The 20,617-nt window shown below is 49.4% G+C and carries 17 protein-coding genes; 13 read left to right on the forward strand and 4 right to left on the reverse strand.

Going from position 1 to position 20,617, the window contains the following annotated elements; genetic code table 11:
- The first annotated feature begins 40 nt into the window (after positions 1-40).
- The 6 genes from SE18_RS28170 to SE18_RS17455 all read left to right on the forward strand — a co-directional run bounded on the left by SE18_RS28170 (position 41) and on the right by SE18_RS17455 (position 11,020).
- Positions 41-1,852, forward strand: a complete 1,812-nt coding sequence (locus SE18_RS28170; protein WP_054535736.1) for a serine/threonine protein kinase — start codon at positions 41-43, stop codon at positions 1,850-1,852.
- Between the two features lie 123 nt (positions 1,853-1,975).
- Positions 1,976-4,792 carry a hypothetical protein gene (locus SE18_RS17435; protein WP_054535737.1) on the forward strand — a complete coding sequence of 939 codons (2,817 nt, stop codon included), beginning with the start codon at positions 1,976-1,978 and terminating at the stop codon, positions 4,790-4,792.
- 127 nt (positions 4,793-4,919) lie between these two features.
- Positions 4,920-5,450 (forward strand): TadE/TadG family type IV pilus assembly protein, encoded by a 531-nt coding sequence (locus tag SE18_RS17440; RefSeq protein WP_054535738.1) that lies wholly within the window; start codon positions 4,920-4,922, stop codon positions 5,448-5,450.
- Positions 5,451-5,474: 24 nt separating this feature from the next.
- Positions 5,475-6,023, forward strand: a complete 549-nt coding sequence (locus tag SE18_RS17445; RefSeq protein ID WP_054535739.1) for a TadE family protein — start codon at positions 5,475-5,477, stop codon at positions 6,021-6,023.
- Between the two features lie 52 nt (positions 6,024-6,075).
- On the forward strand, positions 6,076-8,577 hold the full coding sequence (locus tag SE18_RS17450; RefSeq protein WP_054535740.1) for a TadE/TadG family protein: 2,502 nt from the start codon (positions 6,076-6,078) through the stop codon (positions 8,575-8,577).
- A gap of 118 nt (positions 8,578-8,695) precedes the next feature.
- On the forward strand, positions 8,696-11,020 hold the full coding sequence (locus SE18_RS17455; RefSeq protein WP_054535741.1) for a Kelch repeat-containing protein: 2,325 nt from the start codon (positions 8,696-8,698) through the stop codon (positions 11,018-11,020).
- 71 nt (positions 11,021-11,091) lie between these two features.
- Here SE18_RS17455 and SE18_RS17460 read toward each other — a convergent pair whose 3' ends face one another.
- Positions 11,092-12,531 carry a golvesin C-terminal-like domain-containing protein gene (locus SE18_RS17460; protein ID WP_054535742.1) on the reverse strand — a complete coding sequence of 480 codons (1,440 nt, stop codon included), beginning with the start codon at positions 12,529-12,531 and terminating at the stop codon, positions 11,092-11,094.
- A gap of 375 nt (positions 12,532-12,906) precedes the next feature.
- Between SE18_RS17460 and SE18_RS17465 the strand changes: the two genes are divergently transcribed.
- From SE18_RS17465 to SE18_RS17495, 6 genes are all read left to right on the forward strand, one after another.
- A complete protein-coding gene (locus SE18_RS17465; RefSeq protein ID WP_152976679.1) occupies positions 12,907-13,314 on the forward strand; it encodes a DUF6086 family protein in 408 nt (135 codons plus the stop codon).
- A 67-nt stretch (positions 13,315-13,381) separates the two neighbouring features.
- Positions 13,382-13,768 (forward strand): hypothetical protein, encoded by a 387-nt coding sequence (locus SE18_RS17470; protein WP_152976680.1) that lies wholly within the window; start codon positions 13,382-13,384, stop codon positions 13,766-13,768.
- A 30-nt stretch (positions 13,769-13,798) separates the two neighbouring features.
- Complete coding sequence (locus SE18_RS17475) at positions 13,799-14,203, forward strand: hypothetical protein (RefSeq protein ID WP_054535745.1); 405 nt, start codon at positions 13,799-13,801, stop codon at positions 14,201-14,203.
- A gap of 20 nt (positions 14,204-14,223) precedes the next feature.
- Positions 14,224-14,607, forward strand: coding sequence for a hypothetical protein (locus SE18_RS17480; protein WP_054535746.1), 384 nt, complete (start codon positions 14,224-14,226; stop codon positions 14,605-14,607).
- Between the two features lie 121 nt (positions 14,608-14,728).
- Positions 14,729-15,088 carry a hypothetical protein gene (locus SE18_RS17485; RefSeq protein ID WP_054535747.1) on the forward strand — a complete coding sequence of 120 codons (360 nt, stop codon included), beginning with the start codon at positions 14,729-14,731 and terminating at the stop codon, positions 15,086-15,088.
- 390 nt (positions 15,089-15,478) lie between these two features.
- A complete protein-coding gene (locus SE18_RS17495; protein WP_054535749.1) occupies positions 15,479-17,389 on the forward strand; it encodes a serine/threonine-protein kinase in 1,911 nt (636 codons plus the stop codon).
- A gap of 115 nt (positions 17,390-17,504) precedes the next feature.
- Here the strand turns inward: SE18_RS17495 and SE18_RS17500 are convergent, their stop codons facing one another.
- Together SE18_RS17500 and recF are read right to left on the reverse strand one after the other, a co-directional pair.
- On the reverse strand, positions 17,505-17,876 hold the full coding sequence (locus SE18_RS17500) for a hypothetical protein (RefSeq protein WP_054535750.1): 372 nt from the start codon (positions 17,874-17,876) through the stop codon (positions 17,505-17,507).
- Positions 17,877-18,282: 406 nt separating this feature from the next.
- Positions 18,283-19,440 carry a DNA replication/repair protein RecF gene (gene recF / locus SE18_RS17505; RefSeq protein WP_054535751.1) on the reverse strand — a complete coding sequence of 386 codons (1,158 nt, stop codon included), beginning with the start codon at positions 19,438-19,440 and terminating at the stop codon, positions 18,283-18,285.
- 101 nt (positions 19,441-19,541) lie between these two features.
- Between recF and SE18_RS17510 the strand changes: the two genes are divergently transcribed.
- The gene (locus SE18_RS17510) at positions 19,542-20,330 is read left to right on the forward strand and encodes a serine hydrolase (protein WP_054535752.1); all 789 of its coding nucleotides are present in this window, start codon (positions 19,542-19,544) and stop codon (positions 20,328-20,330) included.
- 16 nt (positions 20,331-20,346) lie between these two features.
- Here the strand turns inward: SE18_RS17510 and SE18_RS17515 are convergent, their stop codons facing one another.
- Entirely contained in the window at positions 20,347-20,583 is a 237-nt protein-coding gene (locus SE18_RS17515) for a hypothetical protein (protein ID WP_054535753.1), read from the reverse strand.
- Between the last annotated feature and the right edge of the window lie 34 nt (positions 20,584-20,617).

Here is a 20,617-nt window from a genome sequence, read left to right on the forward strand (position 1 = left end):
CATGCTACGCGCCTACAACAATGAAACGACGAGGCACGCTATGTTTCCAAATGGCATGATCCTAAATGAAACCTATGAAATTCGTGAGCGGATTGGCCATGGCGGCGGTGGCGCGGTCTATGCCGCCTACGATATTAAGTTGCGCAAATTGGTTGCGATTAAATATTTGCACCTTGAAGGCGACCATGCGATCAAGGCCTTTGGCCACGAAGCAAGCCTACTGGCCAATTTACATCACCCCAGCTTGCCCAAGGTTTATTTGCACTTTAGCACCAGCGATGGCCAATTTTTGGTGATGGATTTGATCGATGGTGATGATTTAAGCACCTTGCTTGAACGCCAAGGCGGCCCGTTGCCAGTCGATCAAGTGCTTGGTTGGGCCGATCAACTACTGAGTGTTTTGACCTATTTGCATAGTTACTATCGCCAGCCGATCATTCACCGTGATATTAAGCCAGCAAATATTAAAATTACAACTCGCGGCGAATTGAAATTGTTGGATTTTGGCTTGGCGAAGGCTGAAATTTTTACCAATATGCGCAGCGCGATGCATAGCGTGCATGGCTATACCTTGACCTATGCGCCGCCTGAGCAAATCAATCAAGAAGGAACCGATCCGCGCAGCGATTTATATTCGTTAGGCGCAACGCTCTATCATTTATTAACTGGCCGCACGCCAACTGATGGCGATGGCAAAACCGCCGATGCTTTGGCGCGAACCTTGGCACTGGCTAAACGCAAGCCCGACCCGATTATTGCGCCAAAATTGCTTAATCCCGTGATTCCTGAGCATGTCAATCAGGCCATTATGCGCTCGTTGGAAATTGATGCTGATGAGCGTTTTGCTTCTGCAGAGGAATTTCGCCAGGTCTTGGCCCAACCCTATGCGCCAATCAACCCTGCCCAAACCCAAATTTTGCCAACCACCATTCGCTCACGGGCAATCACTGGGCCACCTAAACAAGCGTCAATTCGCGAAAGTAGCCAGCCTCAGTTACCACCAATTAGCACGCCAAAAAGCAATTATCCAGCCCAACCAGCGCCTGAGCCAAGCGTGCAAGCCCAGCCAAAAGCGAGTGCTAAACGCTTTCTGCCATTGCTGTTGGGATTACTGTTGGTGGCGGCTGGCGGTGGTTGGTGGCTGAGCCGTGATGAGCAAACGCCAATCGTCACGGTTAGTCAGGCTACCCACACGGTTGTGGCAGCCCAACCAAGCCAAGGCATGCCAACAATAACCTTAATCGAGGCCGTAGATCGCCCAACGCTTACCTTGGCTGTGGCTACAAGCGAGCCAACCAACATTGCCGAAGATCTGGCAACTACGACCGAGCAGCCTGCGCAGCCAACCACTGCTGCGGCACAGCCAACCAATGAGCCAGCAACCGTCCGGCCTGCGGTACAGCCAACCAATCGGCCAGCAACTGCCCGGCCTGTGCCGACGAATCCGCCAGCGCTTCAACCAACCAACCCACCAGTCGTTGTGCAGCCAACCAACGATCCGGTTGTGCAACCAACCAACCAGCCAGCTGCAAGCGATCGCGATGGTGATGGTTTCTTTGATGAGAGTGATGGCTGTCCCGATGTGGCTGGGCCGAACAATGGCTGTCCAGCCCCAATTGAGCCAACCCAACCGCCAGCAATCACTGATCGCGATGGCGATACGATTCCCGATGATCGCGATGCCTGCCCAAATGAGCCTGGTGATCCATCGCGCAATGGCTGCCCGAAGCCAGTTGAGCAGCCAACGGCTGCCCCACCGCCAACAGCTAAACCAGAACCAACACGAGTACCGCCAACCGTTCAATCGGAGCCAACCAGACCACCGCCGCCACCGCCAACAGTGCGACCATAATTGACATAAGCCCAGTAATTTAAATAGATTACTGGGCTTTTGCTGCATCCAAGGAGCAGAATCAAGTATAATCGCTGCTGGTTACTTGGCCATGTGGCTTAATTCGGTTGTGAAGGAAGCACTATGCAGTTGATTCTTGGTTTGCTGTTAGCTCCAGTTTTGCTTTATCTGCCTGGCTTCGTTTGGGCGCGCTTTGGCCATCGCCCGAGCGATTGGCTTGATCGCCAATTTGAGCGCATGCTGGTTAGTGCGCTCTGGACTGGCTGGTGGGGTTTGGTTCTGGCAAGCCTTGGTTGGTATAGCTTATTGCATTTGGTGCTTGGCACAGCCGTGTTTTGTGGGCTTGGCTGGTGGTTTGGCCACAAATTTGGCCTTGCTCCACTAGAACTAAGCAAAGCTCGCCCACGCTGGGAGCGGTGGGTTTTTATTATTGTGCTAGCAATTTTTGCCGCAATCGTCGCCCGACCTTTTGAAACCGTTTTGGGTGGCCGCGATGCAGGCATTTACACAGTTACTGGTTTTGCCATAGAGCGCACTGGCAGCATTGTGCAAGACGAAGCCTTGGTTGCCGAGATTGTGCGAACAATGAACTATAGCAATCGCGATCTCTCTGAGCCAGCCAAACAAGCGTATACCAACCTGCTTGGCAAACAAGATCCAGCGCGATTTTTAAGTACGCGCTTTCATCAGCCCAGCTTTTTTATGACCGAGGAATCGGCGGCTGCTGGCAAATCGTACCCTAATAATTTTCACCTTTACCCAACCTGGATCGCCATTTGGACGAGCTTATTTGGCTTGTATGGCGGTTTGTTGGCAACAGGCTATTTGGGTTGGTTGGGCGCGTGGAGCGTGGCCATGGTCGGGCGGCGGGTTGTGCAGGGCAAGGCCAGTGCTTGGATGGGGGTTTTAGCGCTGGCCCTCATCAGCCTCAACAGCTTGCAAATTTGGTTTAGCCGCTATTCAACTGCCGAAGCAGGGGCCCAATGGACGGTTTGGAGTGGCTTGGCAATGTGGGCAGCGTATAGCAACATCGAGCCAAGCCAGCGCCGCAGCCGCCGTGGCATCTGGTATGCAGCCCTGTGTGGGATTGCACTTGGCCAATTGGCCTTGATGCGGCTCGAATTCTATTTTGGGGTTTTTCCAGTCGTCTTGTATTTGGGTGCGGCCTTGATTCGGCGGCGCTGGGGACGGGGCGAAACTGCCATGGCCTTGGGCTTGGGCACGATGCTGGTGCACGCTGCAATTCACATCAGCACCATTGGCTGGCTCTATTTTATGAACAATACCTGGGGCAAGTTTCAAGATTTTGCGATTATCTCGCGCTTGGCCCACCCTTTTTATCCGCCAATTATGCAAGATAGACGTGGCAACAACGCCAAAGCCTGGATTTTAGAGAGCAACAGCCGTTTAGCGCTTGAGTTAGTGATCGTTGGGTTAGGCTTGCTGGCGCTTTGGGCCTTGTGGCGTTTTCCGCGCTTGCTAAACTGGGTTGAAGCCCAAGCCCAACGCTGGCAACACTGGTTATTGGGTGCGCTGGCAATTGGCCTCGTGCTGCTGGCAGGCTATGCCTATTTTATCCGGCCACAGCATCTTTCAAGCGCTGCACTGTTGCACCCAATTGAGCATGCCAGCACATGGAATAGCTATATTGGTGGCATTTTGCCGATTCCTGATGTTAAGCCCCGTCAAACGGCGATTGCCTATGGCAATATGGTGCGCTTAGGCTGGTATTTTTCGCCCTTGGGCATTGGCTTGGGCATTGCTGGCTTGGCGCTCTGGATTTGGCGCGACATGAATCGACGCTCGTGGCTGATTTTGCTGCTTGGCATTTTGTATGGTGCGTTTAGCGTTAATGATTCGTATGGCACTGCCGAACAAGCTTATATCTATATTGCGCGGCGCTTTTTGCCTGGGGCGGTGCCGATGCTCAGCTTGGGCATGGCATGGCTTTTGGCCAAAGGCTTGGTGCGCTCAAATAAGCTTTGGCGCGGCGCGAGTGGGCTGGCAGCGGCGGCAATGCTCCTATTTTTTATTGCAACTGGTTGGCGCACGATTGCCCATATTGAATATAAAGGGGCCTTGGCGGCCCTCACTGAGCTGGCTAGCAAAACCGAGCCCAATGCAATTGTGCTCATGCGTGGCGGCGATCGCGATTCCTCAACCAATATTGCCACGCCCATGCACTATCTCTTTGATCGTGATTATTTGGTGGCCTACAGCGATGATCCCACACCCTACCGCGATTTGTTGGCCCAGCAAGTGCGCAATTGGCAAGCCCAAGGCCGCCCGGTTTATTTGATGCTTGGCTCGCGTGGTGGCATGCTCAATTTGCCAGGCTTTCGTTATGAAACCGTTGAGCTGTTTGATTTACCATTAAAAGAATGGCAACAATTGCAATTGCAAAAGCCGTTTACTGCTGGCGATATTCGCTTTACCTATCGGATCTATCGGCTTGTGCCTGATGCTCAGCCCCTTACTGGTCAGCAAACAATTGCGATTGATGATTATCGCTGGCAGCATAGCGGGATTAATCCGGTTGAAACCAACCCCAGAACCGGCCAACGCTTTACTTGGACTGAGGGGACTGCACGTTGGATTATGCCCGCAATCAAGACTAGCTCAAATCTCAGCTTTAGTGTAGGATTAGGGTTAGTACCACCATCACTCGTAAACCAACCAGTTGAGCTTTGTTTAAGCGCAAGCTATTTGATTAAGCAGCCGATTAGCCAAGCGTTGGGCTGCCAAAGCCTGAGCAGTAGTGAGCCAATCACGCTCACTTGGGAGCTGCCAGCACTGCCAGAGCACGATTGGCTATTGCAACTTAGCCTCAGTCGCACTTGGAGTCCCAACGATTATGCAGCAGAATACCCCAGCCCGCCGAACGATGCTCGCAGCCTTGGGATTCAATGGAGTGGCACAGTCTGGCAGATTGATCAATAATAGCGCAAGCGAATTCTTAAACAAAAATTGGTACTATCGCACTATAGGCGAATCGGTATTGACCTGTGTATACTGACCTGAGACCCAAACGTGGAATGTATGCGCATAACCAACACGGGAGGTACGTATGAAACGAAAGTCGCGGGGGCAAGCCCTTGTTGAGTTTGCCTTGGTTTTTCCCATTATTATGACGTTCTTATTCGCAACAATTGAACTAGGCTATTTTGTCTATTCCTGGTCGCAAGCCAACTATGCTGCGCGCCGTGGTGGCGAACAAGCGTCATCGGGGCCGCCACTCTTGGCGCTTTCCAAAGCTGAGTATCAGCAAGTCAATAACGGCCCAAACAACCAGCCTGATCCATGCGTTTCGCTGATTCGGGCCGCTGCCATGCGCACCACAATTGGGCTTAATCAGTCAATGGTTGATATTGCTTACTTTAACCAATATAACGATATTGTGCCTAGAATTGACAGAACCCTACCGAATGATTATCGGCGGGCAGGCAATATTATTCAAGTTCAAGTCAATTATGTGTATGTGCCTTTGACTCCCGTTGGTAGTTTGCTGCTTAATAATCGCCGAATCGACGCGACCTCACGGCGCACAATCATGCGCTACGATTTCTCGAATATCGATCCATTATCGGCATGTCAATAATTAGATCAGCGAGGGTAATTGACCATGCATAAGCTTAAATACAAGCGCAAACAAGCAGGCCAAGCCTTGGTTGAGTTTGCACTAACTGTCACCGTCTTATTTGTCTTCCTGGCTGGGATTATTGACTTTGGCTTAGCCTTCTTTGCTTATCAAGGCCTTAAGGGTGCAGCCCATGAAGCAGTTTCCTATGGCTCGCTCTTTCCACTTGATAGTGCAGGGAATTTCAACTATCAAGAAATTCGCAACCGTTTGCGCTATGAAAGTGGCGCTCCAACCGATGTTTCAAGCGGAAGTGGCGCTGGGTTACGCTTTGTCGATCTCTTTGACCTTAATAACGATAAAAACCCAGATGGGCTTACGATGCAACAAACGATGATGCCGATCACGTTTGTCAAAGGCTCAGCCACTGGCGAAAGCCCGCTTGATTGCATGACTCCCCAAACCTTAGCTCGCCAATATTGCGATATTCGGGTTACGGTGCGCTATATCTATAAGCCTTTATTCCCATTTGCCGATTTGATCACCAGCGATGGCATTGAACTAAAGGCAGTCCAACAACTTACCATTCCCTAGTTAATTATTATCACGATAGAGTGGTATCAACTTTATTCACGGAGGATTGGCTATGAACTTAAGTCGCAAATTGCGACATGTAGCCCAACCAGTCGCAGGACAATCATTAGTATTCTCTGCTATTTTGTTCTTCGTCTTGATTGGTTTTGCTGCATTAGCCATTGACACAGGCGAGGCATTTAGCCGCCAACGCCAACAACAAGCAGCCTCAAATGCTGCTTCGATTTCTGGTCTCGAAGCTATGAACGGCTTGGTCGATGGAAGCGATAATGGCGTTCAAGCAGCGATTGAACGTGCATTGGCTGCCAACGGGATTACCGATGCAGTCTATATCAAGGGCGATTGGGGCAACCTAGACCCGACCAAAAATTACTATCGGGCCTTCTATACCCAACGCGGTTCACGGGTCGAATACCCAATTGGCAGCGGTGGTTTGGTCTCATCTGAGTTCACTGGGGTGCGGGTTGAGGTTCGTTCAGCACGCAACACAATTTTCGCTCAAGTCATGGGCGTTGATACCCTCGAAGTGAGCGCCGATGGTCGGGCAACCCTGTGCCAATGTGCCACCAATATCTTCCCAGTTGCGATTGCTACCCAAGTCTTTAATGGCGCAGTCTATGGTAGGGATCTTACTGCTACTTGGACGAAGACCAAAGTTACTTCAACCAATGAAGTTAGAGCAGCTGTTTGGGCTGAATGGCGCTCAGGTAGCACGCCAAACGGCAAGCTTCAAGAGTCGTTGAGCGGCACTGGCGATTATATCTTGGGCTATGGCGAAACCAGCCCTCCACCGGGCTATAGCAACACCAGCAACAACGGTGTCTTGAATAGCCAAGACTGGACGAAGGTTTCAGATAGTGTCTTAACTCCTGATAACCTTAAGAGTGGCTACTTTAGCAAACTTGTTGGCAAACGGGTGTTGGTGCCAACCTTTGATAAGTTGGCCTACTCTGGGGCTGCTGGCAGCGAAAAGTACACCTCGTTCCGCTCAGCGGGCTTTGTGGAAATTCAACTAACCAGCGTATCTGGTAATGCAATCAACTTCAAATATATTAGCTCGAATTCAATGTGTCCATGTGTTGACGTTCCGCCACCAGTGCCACCACCAAGTGTCAAGCTGGGCTTGGATCAAAAGTTGGTCTGGTATATGCCAAGCACTCAACAAATGAACTACGATATATCGCTCGTGGTCGACATTTCAGGTTCGATGAAATCGTGCTGGGATAGCCCAACTGGCACTGGCACCTGTAGCACCAACGCAAATGCTCGTTGGTATAAGATGAAGAATTTCATCTCCGATTTCGGCTTTGCTATGATTACTGCTTGGAATAAAGGTCCAGCTGGTCAGCCCATGACAAACCCGGTAACTGGTAAAGTTGCTTACACCCAGGCGGGAGACAACCGAATTGCAGCGATTCGCTTTAGCGGCAATGCAGATGCAGCCTCGCCGTCGTTTGGTTTTCCATCTAGAGCTTCAACCGATACGATTGAAGTTCGGACTGGTAAGCAAACAAACCAACTTAATGCCTTAGTGAGTTGGATTACCCGCGAGAACATGGCTGGCAGTACCTCTGGCGGTCGTGGTTTGCGCGAAGCTGTTCGCTACTTTGATAATGATGGTCCACCGCGAACTGATAAAAACGGCAATCCAGTTAAATTGGTTGTCGTGATGCTTACCGACGGTTTGACCAACGTGATGTATGAAGGCCCGCAAGTTAACTCTCAAAATACTCAAACCCTTAAGCATACTCGCTCTGGTGGCTATAAGTATTGTAAGGCACCAAACGATCCTACTGCTGGCAACGTGTTGACTGCTGGTGGCTCAAGTTATCCAATTACCGATAACCCAGAAGTCCAAGCAACCTGCCCATGGGATGGTCAAGGTAACGGCAGCGGCTATGCCAAAGCGCCAATTGTTTCCTTGGTTGAGGTTGCAAATACAGCTAAAAATCGCCAATCGCCATTGCGGCCCATTAATATCTATGCGATCTTGATGGGCAACCAAGGCTTGTATGATGCAAGCGACTTGCGGATTGACCAAGTTGCCTCACCTGGTGGAGCCTTCTATGCTTCAACGCCAACGTCGCTTGATCAAGCCTTGGACGCGATCGTTGATGATTTAGGTGAATTGTGTTATCAACGTGATGCAATCGTGGTGGGTTCAGGGGCCAAAGTTCAGGTCTACGATGCTGCAGGGAATCCAGTTGCTGGCGCAACCAATCTGACCACCGCACCCAATGGTGAAGTAACCTTTACGGTGCCAGAGCCAGGCAACTATAGCTTTTCTGCATCACGCTCACTTACCAGTTGGAGTGAATTCCCAATGGGTAGTGGTGAATCGATGAACCCGAACGGCTATAACAACGATCTTCGGCCAGGCGTTTTGCCCTACATTCCACAATTGGCTAATCGCTTAAAGGCACCTGAAGCAACCCAACTCCAAAACCGAGTTTCCTTCAATGTGCCTGAAGGTGCCGACAACCTAATCGATCTTGGCAAATTCACCTTAAATATTGCAGAAGCGCAACAAAACAAGGGTATTTGTCCAGAATAGGCTACATTCTAGTACAATTATCGAGAGGTCATAGAATACGCACAGCCTTAGGCTGTGCGTATTCAATAGTAAGGAGTTTACTATGGGTCGCAATAGGCAGCGCAAACGAGTACTATCGATGGGCTCGTTCCTTATTACTGCTACGCTTTTTATTACCTTGGTTTCTTCGGTGGCGGCAATTTCGCTGAATGCCACTATTTCAGTCAGTTCCGGTGATTTTGCAAGTGGTTATTTCGGGTTGACTGGGCTAACCCAGCAAGATCAAGTTATTGATGGGGTAACCTATGGTGGGGTACAACTTATCCCCCAAGGGGCGCTGTCTCAATGGCAAGATGCCAGCAATCAGCTTTGTCGGCGTTTGGCTGACATGGGCACTGCCTCGTATAAGAATTTTCTGTATACGATTGGCGGCTCGGGAGCATCAAGTGGTAACGTTGCACCAACCAATGAGGTTTGTTCAGCTCAAGTCATTAACGCTGGGGGCGAGACGAGTGAATGGACGCTCAGCCCACGCACGTTGCCCCACCCGCTCACTCGGCTGAGTTCGGTGGCCGTTAATCATCCAACAATTGCCAATAAAGGGATTATCTATACCTTTGGCGGTCAAAAAATAACCTCTGGCGATCAGCAATATAGCAATACGATTTACTCATCGGTGATCAATGCAGATGGTAGCCTTGAACCATGGCAAACTCAAGCATTAACCACAGGCGAAGATTTGATCTATAGCAGTGTAACGGCCTATACCACTCCCAATAATCAAACCTATATTTATTTGGTCGGTGGTCGCTCCAAAGATTCAACCGATAACTTCGCACCTGAATTTGTCCGACGTTCAGTGCGCCGCACTCTGGTTGGGGCGAATGGGGTGCTTGGGCCATGGCAAGCAATGCCCGATTTGCCAATTACGCCTGATATGTTTACCTCTACCAATGGCTGTGACTCCAAGGTTGGCTTGCATAGCATGGATGTTACCAACTTTGATGCAGTAACCATTGAAAGCGGCCAAAGCACATATCGAGCATTTTTAGCAGTTGGGGGAACGTTTGAGCTTGGTAACGGTGACCGTGCTAATGAGTGTACTTCAACGATTGAAGCATCAGCCCAAGTTATGCTTGGTAAGCTCGATAGCAATGGGATGCTAAGCTGGCAAACCCAAAAATATGTTCTGCCCGAGCCATTGAGTGGCCCACGGGTAATTGGGGTTAACCAAAAAATCTATGTTGTTGGTGGTAAGCAAGGAGCTTTCGGCGAGCCAACCAACCGGATCTATTCCTCGTTTATCAATATTGACTCATTCTCGTTACCACTCTTCGGCCAAAGCAATTTCCGCGTTTCGGATAACGCGCTGACTGCTCAACAGGCTCGCTCAGCCCACGGCCTTGAGATGGTCTATATCAATAATCGCCCAGTTGCTTATATGTTTGGCGGGATTCGGGTTGGCAATACCTATCAAGATGATGTGTTGTTTGGCTTTGTTGGCACTGATGATGATATTGACCTCACGGTAGGGGGCTATCCTTCGCCAGGCTTATATGTCTCTCCACCGATTCAATTACGTGCGCCTGGTTTTATCGAGCAAGTATTGTGGGATGCCACCCTGCCAAATGCACCAATTAGCACTGATATTCAAATTGAATATCGAATGGCAGAAACCCGCGCAGCCTTGGACTCAGTCCTGAATTGGGAAACTGTTGATGGTGATACTAGCTCGGATAAATATTCGATCCAAGGCCCTAATACCGGGATTGGTAATCCTTCAATTCAAGGCCGTTGGTTCCAATATCGAGCACAGTTGACGACCCAAAATGCTTCTGAACCAGGGGCAACGCCAATTTTGCGCAATCTGCGGATTCGCTATAAAGTTGATGGTCACCCAAGCTTATTCATCGATAACGCTACGATGTCGACGGTTACCCCAGCAGGCATCACCGCATTTTCGACCACGATTAAGAATGGGATCAAACCTGGCTCAAATGATACGGAAAATGTGCTTGATGCAGATATTGAATCACAAGGTACCTTCTTCGTCGATATGTATATCTTGCCACCAGGCTCCGCTGATGTACCACCAAGCAGAAATGGCGATGGGGTTTATCCGTATGGTGTGGCCTTTGCTGAGGTCAATCGGTTAAACTTGCCGCAAGATGGCAGTTTTACGCTTGATGGCTTTAACGATAATACACTTTGGCGCCGAAGCTGTACCTTAGCTCCAGTTGATTGTCCAGTAGTTATTTGGCAAGCATTGTTCAACCAAACTGGTATCTGGAAGGTCTATCTAGTGGTTGATAGCGGTAATAATGTGAATGAAGCTGATACACCATCAGGGCAACGTGAACAGGATAACCTTTATTCGTTCACTGTTACCTCGACCGTAGCTGGCAGCACGATTCGCTTACCAGTTGTCGGGATCAACTTCTTGAATACACCAACCAATCCATAAGCAGCTTAACCAAAAAGCAGGAATTGGGCTTAGCCCAATTCCTGCTTTTTTTGTTTGCCTAGTGCTTAAACTTATTTGGTCCAGCGAATGCTATCAAACCAAATCGCCTTCATGCTATCGTCGGCTAAATCGGAGAGGCTAACAGAGCCGCTGCCATCGAAGCGATAGCGCCCAAGTTCAGCCCAATTGCCAGCGTGCTCTGCTTGATTGATCACAACCAAGCTTTCGCCATCGGCGTGCTGCACAACATAGCGAGCTGAGGTTGTGTCGCTCTTGCCGTTGGGGCAATAAGGTACAAACACGCTGACGCTATATTCGCCAGCTTCCAGCGGAGTTGTCCAGCGTGCATTGTTAACAGCTTTAGCTGGATCATTGGTTGAGAACGTCCAGAAGGAATGGCGGTTTTTGCCACACGAAAATTCATACCAGGTGACATCTGAGCGGCTGAATTGTTCGCCTTGGTTATCGACCTGAATCGTGCCTGCTGGTAATTCTTCAACTGGGGCTGGCTCTGGGGTGACGCTGCCAACTGGCATTGGCGCAGGGTTATCGCCTGGATCACGACCCAGCCACAGGAAGGTAATATCTAATTCTTCTTGTTCATCATTAAATGGAATGCCCAAGGCAGTCCAGGCTCCATCGCCAACATCGGCAGCGGTTGGGAAGCGTACACGGCCTTTTTCGGCCCAGCCACCGTTGTAGCCATCGAAATAGGCGGCATGGTCTTGCGGCCAGCCCACAGGCAGATCGCTAAACTTTTCACGCTCAACGTTCCAATAATCATCGTGAATATTCCATGGCCCGACTTCCCAAACTGGCACGACAATCGAAGTGCCTTTATAGGATAAGCGCGCCATATATTCGCCGCCGCCGCGTGAGGAAAGCGAGCGGAACGATGGCAATGAAACAAACCAATCATTGGGCTGAATAATATGGCCGTTGGCGGTGCGATCGCCGACCAAGCCCATGCGGGTTGCCCGAATGTGATAGGTTGGGGCCAGCGGCTCAGCATCCATAATGCTGATTGCTTCGTTTTCTGCAAGCGTGTTGGGCGCAAGTTGCACAAAATCGATCACTGGCGCTGCATCATTGGCCAGCAACACCAAGCGATATTGAATTTGGCGGGCAATCGTGGCAAAGGCTACGGTTTGGCCTGCTTGCACATCGAGCGTCCAATCGCTCCAGCGCTCGCCATTGAAGCCACGTAGATCAAGCCGTACAGCAGCATTTGCTGGCACAGTTGCGGCCCAATTGACGGTAACTTGATTGGCGGGAGCAATCTGTTGGGGAGCGCTATCGAACATACCAAAGCGTGCAAACGAACCATACACAGCTGCCGCTTGGCTTGCAGTCGGGGCGAGGGTCAGTTGACCAGAATCGAGAATGAGGGTATCGGTTGATGCAGCAGCAGCCCACAAGGATGCGGTTGGGGTAGCCTGCGCTCGGAGTGGGGTCATGCTGACAGTCAGCAGACAGCCAAGCGCCAATAAACGGGCAATGTGTCGCAACACAAACCTCCGGAGGTACGCGGTGGATGCAAAACTTGGCATCAGGAATGCAGCTTGGTGGTAGCAACACTGCTACGCTTCAGGGAGAGATGCCACAACGGCGGCATCGGCATTCCACACCGACTCTCTTGATACAACCCGCCTTCGTGGCGTGAGGACTGCGCTAGAGCTGAGTTTCCAGCATTTAACACAGCGTCAGGATTATATCATAGCTTTTTCAGATGTAAATCAGCAATTTATCAGGTTGCTGTCAGCTTGCGATTTGGCAGTAAAATCCAACTATTGATGGAGTTGTTTCGGCACAAACATCGGCTAACATAGGCGCGAGAGCTACACATCCGCATAACAAATAACCGCATTAAGGAGCAGATGATGGGAATGGACTACAGCTACAATCCATACTTTTTTACTGAAGCATATGGGGGCATTAATGAAATTACGCTTTGGGAGGTTGGGCTGAATGCTGGCCAACTTTTCTTTGCCCAAATTGAAGCGTTTGAAAAGATCTTTAATCAACACAGCGGCTTTTATGATACGCAAGCTGATGCGATTTACCTGCTTGATGCAGGTAAATTAAAAGCTTTGATTGACGCAATGCTCGGTTATTACAACGCAGCCCGCCACAATCCCTTGCGGTCCATCTTATTTGATTCGTCAATTCAGATTTTATTGGTGTTGTATAAGCGGGCTATGGGCGAGTGGTTGCCAGCGCCAGCAGCGCTGATGGATACGATTGAACAGATTGAGATCGCGATGGGCAGGGGTTATCTCAAGCGTAATGATTGATGTTAATGGGATAAGTAGGACTTGAATTATGAAATTTCGCTGCCTTTGCGATAATGTTATTTATGATATGAGTGATGAAGATTCGTTTGATACAAAAGGCTGGCTTTTGCCTTACTATGCCTATTGGGCGCTGAATGAAATCTATTTACCGCTGTTTACCCGCTATGTCGAAGCTGTTGAACAAGGGCGCGGTCCTGCATGGATTAAAGAGCAGCAGCTTTCTACAATTGAATTATCGATGGAAGATATGGTGCGGCAGATTGCTTGGAATGTCGATTCAATGCCCAATATCTATGAATGCTCTCACTGTCAGCGTCTGTGGATTAGCCATCCGCATGCCGAAGGCTATTTTGCATTTAAACCAGAGTTTCCCGAAACCACGCCCCGCAATTTTTTGCGTGGCCCGCAGCCTGAAGCAGATCAATCTACGCCAGCAGATAATGAAGAACGTTAATTTGGGTTTGAATCCAAAGAGGGTGGATTGATGCCAGACTTGAAATGGGATGTGATCGATTTAATCGATGCACTGGAAGTCTTGCCTGAAGAAGACGATTATCAAACGCATTATCGTTTTACCTTTGAGCGCTTAGGCCTAACTGGAACGCTTGATCTTTGGCCCTTGGAAGCAACAGCGTTAATCGAACTCCAACAAACTGATTCAACCAACCAAATTATCACGTTTGGCCTATATATTCGCCAATCAATTCAATTAATCCGTCAAGGCAAAAACTCGTTACTTTGCTTCCATGATTGCATCATTACCCGGAATCGTTTTTGGACATGGGATTCGGTTGATGGAATTTCAACAATTCAATTATGGCAAGATCCATTGAATTGTTATCTCCAAGCGAAGCCAACGATTCATTGCTGGTTTGGCTTTGAGCTATAAATCAAGCTGAGGAGATTAAAGTGGAAATGCTCGATTATCATACAATTATTCGTTCGCGCTGTGAGGAATTAGGCTTAGAATACCAATATAAAAATGATTTAAATGGTGTTTCCTATCGTTATAGTTTTTTACGCCGCTTAACGCTGATTGAACAACAAACCTTGCCTGAATATGACTGTGTTACCACAGCTACTGGTGAATTAATTCCTATGACTTGGGCAATTAATCTTTATTATTACAATGAACTGTGGTATGCAGGGGCGGTTTATCATGAAGGTGGTTGGGGGCCAGGTGATTTTGTGAAGTCATTCGATAGCTTCGAAGCGGCTTTTGCTTGCATTATTGATCATCAAATGAATTGGCAAGGGCCGCCATTTCGCTTGAAAAAAGATCTTGATTCATGATGAAGCATAATAAATTCTATTTGATAGATTAGTGGTATTGGATTGATAAATATTCTGCTGCAGAACAAATAAATGGCTTATATGTAATCCGTGATTTTCTAAAGCAAGAAAGGTTAATTGTATGAATTTTGATGAGTATATCATCAATAAGCTCGAAGAAAACGGATTTTTATGGGTAAAATCCCCAATAGCTGAAGGCATAAACTATGGATATGCCTTTGTGCGCAAACTTACTGCTGATGAAGAATCAAAAATTTTGTGTCCACCTAAATGGGGTATTAATGGTGAGGATTTTGCTGTAACTACCAGTCTTGAAATTGATCAAGAAAATGGTATATGGTTTATTACCAGAGCTTATCATATTCCTTATTTTGGCCCAAACGATTTTCGCAAACCATTTGATTCACTGGATGCAGCGCTTGAATTTGGGATGGAATATCTTCAGCGCTGGATGGAATGGACAACGCTCCGAAACGTATAAAAGCTGCTAGCAAAGCTTAAGTTTTTAGATACCAATTACCTGCATTTCAGCGCTTGATCGTGCAATAGCCACTCGCCATCCATGCTCTGCGCCTCTGTGTTAAGCAAGGCTCGAGGCTTTGGGCTGGTGGCTATTGGCTTTTCATCCCTCGTAATTCTGACTTTTGACTTTTGATTTTGACTTGTACCTTCATCCTTCATAATTCTGACTTTTGACTTTTGATTTTTGACTTGTACCTTCATCCCTCATACTTCATCCTTCATACTTACTACTAATCCCCAATCCTTACAATTTCGAAACAAATGTGCTAAAATGAATTAATTCGCGTCATCGCAGGGGAGCCGATGTGCTATACTGCCGATGAAACGTGCAACTAGAGGAGCGACCGCAATGACTGCCCCTGCATCTCGGGCTAAAACAAATGCGACACCGCGCCGCGAAGATGATCATGAACTGCGCAATTATCGCTTGGAAGAGCGGATTGGCCAGGAAGAATTGACGACCATCTATCGCGCTCGCCACCTAACCCTTGATCGCCCGGTTGAGGTGCATGTGTTACGCCGTTCGGATTGGGTTTCGGTCAGTCGTTTTGGGCAGGCTGCCCGTTTGGCTGCACGGCTCAAACATCCAACGATTGTGCCTGTTGTCGACGCTGGTCACGATGATCGCTTTGGCTACTATTTGGTCACGCCGCCGCTTGGTGGGCGTTTGTTGCAAGAAGTGCTCGAAGATGGCGCGCTCTCGGTCAGCGATGCAGTGCGGATTTTCAGCGATATTGCTAAAGCCCTCGATACCATTCATGCCGAAAACATTGTGCATCGCGATATTCAGCCGGGCACGATTGTCGTCACCGAAACTGTGCATGATCAAGCAGTGAGTCGCCATGGCTTTTTGACCAACTTTAGCTTGGCCTGGAGTAGCGACGGCCCCGATCTTTCGCAGCTGGAAGAGGCCGATTATCTGACGGCCTATGCTGCGCCTGAGCAAGATTTTAAGCAAAATGCCACCGAGCCAAGCCTTGATATTTATGCCTTGGGCGCGGTGCTCTACCATATGCTGACTGGCGAAGTGCCCCCAGCCCCGGGCCAAACCCCCAAATCGTTGGCCGATTTCAATGAAGCGCTCGCGCCTGCCGATCGGGTGTTGCGGCGCTTGCTCTCGCCCCAAGCCTCGGTGCGTTATAGCTCGGCCAACCAAGCTGCGGCGGCCTTGCGCCAAGCGTTGCGCGAAGCCTTGCCTGCCGAAGCCAGCACCAGTTTAGCGCCAGTTGCCGCCAGCAATGTTGAAAGTGAATGGCTGGAAAATCCGGTTGAAACCGTGTTGGTGGGGATTCTCGATGGCGATTTTGTGCAGCGAGGCCGTGATTGGGGTCGGCAGTTGCACGAGCCAGCTAATTTGCGGGCGGTGCTCAATCGCTGGAGCAGCCAAAATATGGTGCGGCGGCGCGATTTGGGCAATGCAATTATGCCTGAGCGGGTGGTCAGCTACAACTTCTATACTTACGAACTGCGCGCCTATTACGAAACCCGCACAACCCCAGAGCCGCGCGAAAAACCCTATCAAGGCAGCCGCATTAGCACCAGCCAAAATCCGCCTGGAGTTTGGCAAGTGATCCTGCCCGATCCTCAGCCATTCGATGAGGTTCGCCCGACCGAGATGGTTATTCCCAACTCCGAGCGGGTTGAGATGTGTATTTATTGCGGCGGCAAGGGCGATCTGCACTGCACCAAATGCCATGGTCGTGGCTTGCTCGAAACCAAGCGCGTGCAGACCAATCCTGATGGCAGCAAAGAGCGCCGCACAATCACCGTCGATTGCCCAGAATGCGAAGGCGAAGGCCAATCGGATTGTGGGCGTTGCCAAGGTTCGGGCCAAGTGCTGACCGAAGATGTATTTTATTGGTCGCGTTGGGGCAAGCTCTGGGAAAATACCGATGATGAGGCGGGCTTGCCGTTGGCCGATATTCGTGAAAAAGCCCAGCAAGTCTATACCGCGCATATTGACGTGCGTGATACCAAGTGGCATGCGATTGCGCCATTGCACGAGCTATTGCAAGCTGCCGAGAATGTTGATGCAGAGCAACAAACTCGCCTGTTGCATGCCGAATTAACGATTCATGGCACGCCAGTTACTGAGGTTGATTACAGCGAGCGCAACCAAGCCCATACTTTGTATATGATTGGCTTTGAGCCAACGATTGTGCGCGGCAATTTTACCTTGTTTGATCGTGAGCGAATTATGCTGTATAGCGTGATTGGGGTGTTGCTGTTGATTGCGGTCGTTGGTGTATTGATCATCTAAAGAAATGTGCCGTCCTCAATTTCTTCCTCCTAATCGAGGACGGCTTACCCTCTGCTCAATCCTTCAATCCCACAAGCGTTGCGAATGTTGACGTTTGGCGCATGCTGATGTTCCTTTAGCGTTGATATAAACGCATAAAACCAACCCGACTTTGAGGTTGGAGCTGTAATGGTGTGTCTAAATTATGCACAGCGATGCCATCGAGCATCAGCCAACAATCGCCAGCGCGAAATGCTGCTTCAGCTTGGCTGCGTACCTGCTCGGCAGCAATCATGCTGTTATGGCTTGGTTTGGCAATCAAATAATTGAGGGCAAGGCTTGGGAGATCAGTTTGGTGGCTTTGGCTAAGTTCATTGTGCACATGCTCTTGCAGCAATTGGCGCGCTGAAATTTGGCCTTGGGGCAGAGAAATTAGGCTTGGCGGGGTGCGAAGCTCATTGCCAAGGCCCAGTAGGTGGGTGGTCACTGCGACACAGTTCGTACTCATAACACATCCTTCAACACAATTTGCGTGACGATCGATAGTATAGCTGGTGGTTGTGTCAATGAGTGTCACAATGTTGTAAGTATGAGGGATGAAAAGGCAGAAGGCAAAAGGCAATAGCCCCCTTTACGTTCTTCGCGATTCCTATCTCTTCGTGGATCGATTTTAACGCAGAGGCGCAGAGAAAGCATGGCTATGGGCTGTAGGCTATAGGAATAGAATCAAAAAAATTTGGGCAAGTGGTGGTTAAAATACTGGCCCTTCGTGCAATTCGTGGCTAAAAAATAGTCTATTTTTTAACGCAGCGGCGCAGAGCAAATGATGAACAGCCAAAAGCCAATAGCCAATAGCCTCATCTTCGTGCCCTTCGCGTTCTTCGCGGTTCCTATCTCTGCTTGGTTAAACAGAATCATGCAGGGAAAATTTGGCCTTGATCGACGTTCATGCGGGTGATTTGGCTCAAAAAGCTTGGCGAAAAATCATCAAGGTCGGTTGCTGTGATTAAAATTTGTTGCTGAGGCCGCACAATCGTGGTCAATAAATGCTCGCGCCGTTTTTGATCAAGCTCCGAGAGCAAATCATCAAGCAGCAATACTGGCCGATCGCCAGTGCGAGCATGCATCAGCTCGGCTTCGGCTAGGCGTAAGGCCAAGGTCGAGGCCCGTTGCTGGCCACGCGAGCCAAAACTGCCAACTTCGCGCTCGGCCAATTGAATCGAGAGATCATCACGATGCGGGCCGATCAAGGTCACGCCACGCTCGCGTTCCTCGCGGCGTAATTCCTTCAAGGCTGCCAGAAAACTTGGTACATCGTGGGCTGGCGTGGTATCCAAATAGTTTAAGCGCAAGGCCAAATCGCTGCCGCTAATCTCTGCATACAAGCGTTGCGCTAGATTATCCAGCTCGGTAACGGCGCGGCGGCGTTCGCGTAAGACATACACGCCTGCTTTGGCCAGCTCTTCATCCCAAAACGCCAAATCTTGTTCGCTGGCAGCGCGGCCCCGCTCGCGGCTAGAACGCAACAAGCCATTGCGCTGGGTCAACACTTGGTTATAGCGCGAAAGCGCACGCACATAACGCCCATCAATTTGCGAAAGCGTGACATCAAGGTAGCGCCGCCGTTCTGCAGGCGCACCAGTGACAAGCTCTAAATCTTGGGGTGCGAACATCACCACCCGTAGTTGACCGATTAAATCGAGGGCGCGGCGGGCAATTTTGTTGATGCGAATAGTTTTGCTGGTGGTTGGCAATAAATCGCCATCAGCGCCAAATTTGCGTTGCAGCACAATTTCAATTGTTTGCATTTCGGCATCTGGTTGGGGTTGCAAGCTGGCTGCTAAACGGGCAAATGGTGCTAAACCAAGGTCGCCAGTTGCTTCAAGCGCAATCAATTCGCGTTCGGCGGAGGCGCGGAGTGAGCGAGTTGTGGCCAAATAGTATAATGCTTCGAGAATTGTTGTTTTGCCCGCTGCATTGGCCCCATAAAACAAGCATACGCCAGGTGGCAAGGCTAAAACGAGGCTACGATAAATCCGAAAGTCTTGAAGCTGCAGGCGTGAAACATACATACACGGTCACTCAAACGCTAAAATGCAAACAATAGAGCTATTTTAAACCCAAACCTGATTAATAAAAAGTCAAATATGGGCTTTGTGGGCAAGGATGCTGAATGGATTCAATTAATCGCTTAATTGCTGGTTTTGCTGGGCACTGGTCAGTTGATTTTCGTAGCAGCACGGGCGCAGTCTATTATCACTACCAAGCAACGCTGCAACTGCCTGCGGCTAGTTTGATTAAACTGTTCTTGGCGTGGCAATGGTATACAACCAATCAGCCAGTTTGCAACGTATTGATTAGTGAGCCAATGATTGTTGATTGGGATGGGTCGCTGGTCCATGATCTTGGCAGAATGCTTGCCAGCGATCAGCTCATCCAGCGCATGCTTAATCAATCAGAAAATAACGCCACCAATCTCATCTTGGCGCAGCTTGGTGGGATTGAGGTTGCAAACATGTGGTTGCAGCAACAGGGCTATCAGGCAACCAGCTGGGGTCGTGTAATGCTCGATTTTCATGCCCGCCACCATGGTTTCGACAACTATACTAGTGCCGAAGAGGTAACACGTCTGTTGCATACCATGACCACTACGGTGAGCAAAGGGGGATTAATGGCTAGTACCCTCGTAAAGAGCCTCGTTAACTCAGCAAGTGACGATAAAATAGTAGCAGGCCTCCCCCCAAGCGTCGTTTGTGCCCACAAATCGGGGGAGCTTGCTGATGTTGAACACGATGCAGCCTTGATCTACAGCCCTGATACATGGGATAGTTTGGTGATTATGGCTGCAGCAGTCCCCGACCCAAGCCTAGCGCGGCAGCAGATTCGCCACCTTACTCGCGAGTTATGGCACAATAAAAACCTGCTCCAGCCAACGGGTGAGGCAGGTATGATGGATAGGTGATCTCGTGGCGATTGGCCTATTGCGGGCCGTAAATATCAAGCGCAATATTATTTCGATTGGTGGGATCAATTTTGACTGGCAAGATTGCACCAGGTTGAAACTGAGGAATCGAAATCATCGGAATAACGGCTTTGGTTTCAGTCTGATATTGGCCTAAAGGCCCATTAACGTGGAGCACTAAACCAATGTGGGGATTGTTATTGACCGTCGTTCCTGTTTGATCGACATTAATAATCGTTGCTTGGCCAGGCAAACCCTGGTGTCATAATTTTTATGTGGGCCAAATG

This window comes from Herpetosiphon geysericola, from assembly GCF_001306135.1.
Taxonomy (GTDB): domain Bacteria; phylum Chloroflexota; class Chloroflexia; order Chloroflexales; family Herpetosiphonaceae; genus Herpetosiphon; species Herpetosiphon geysericola.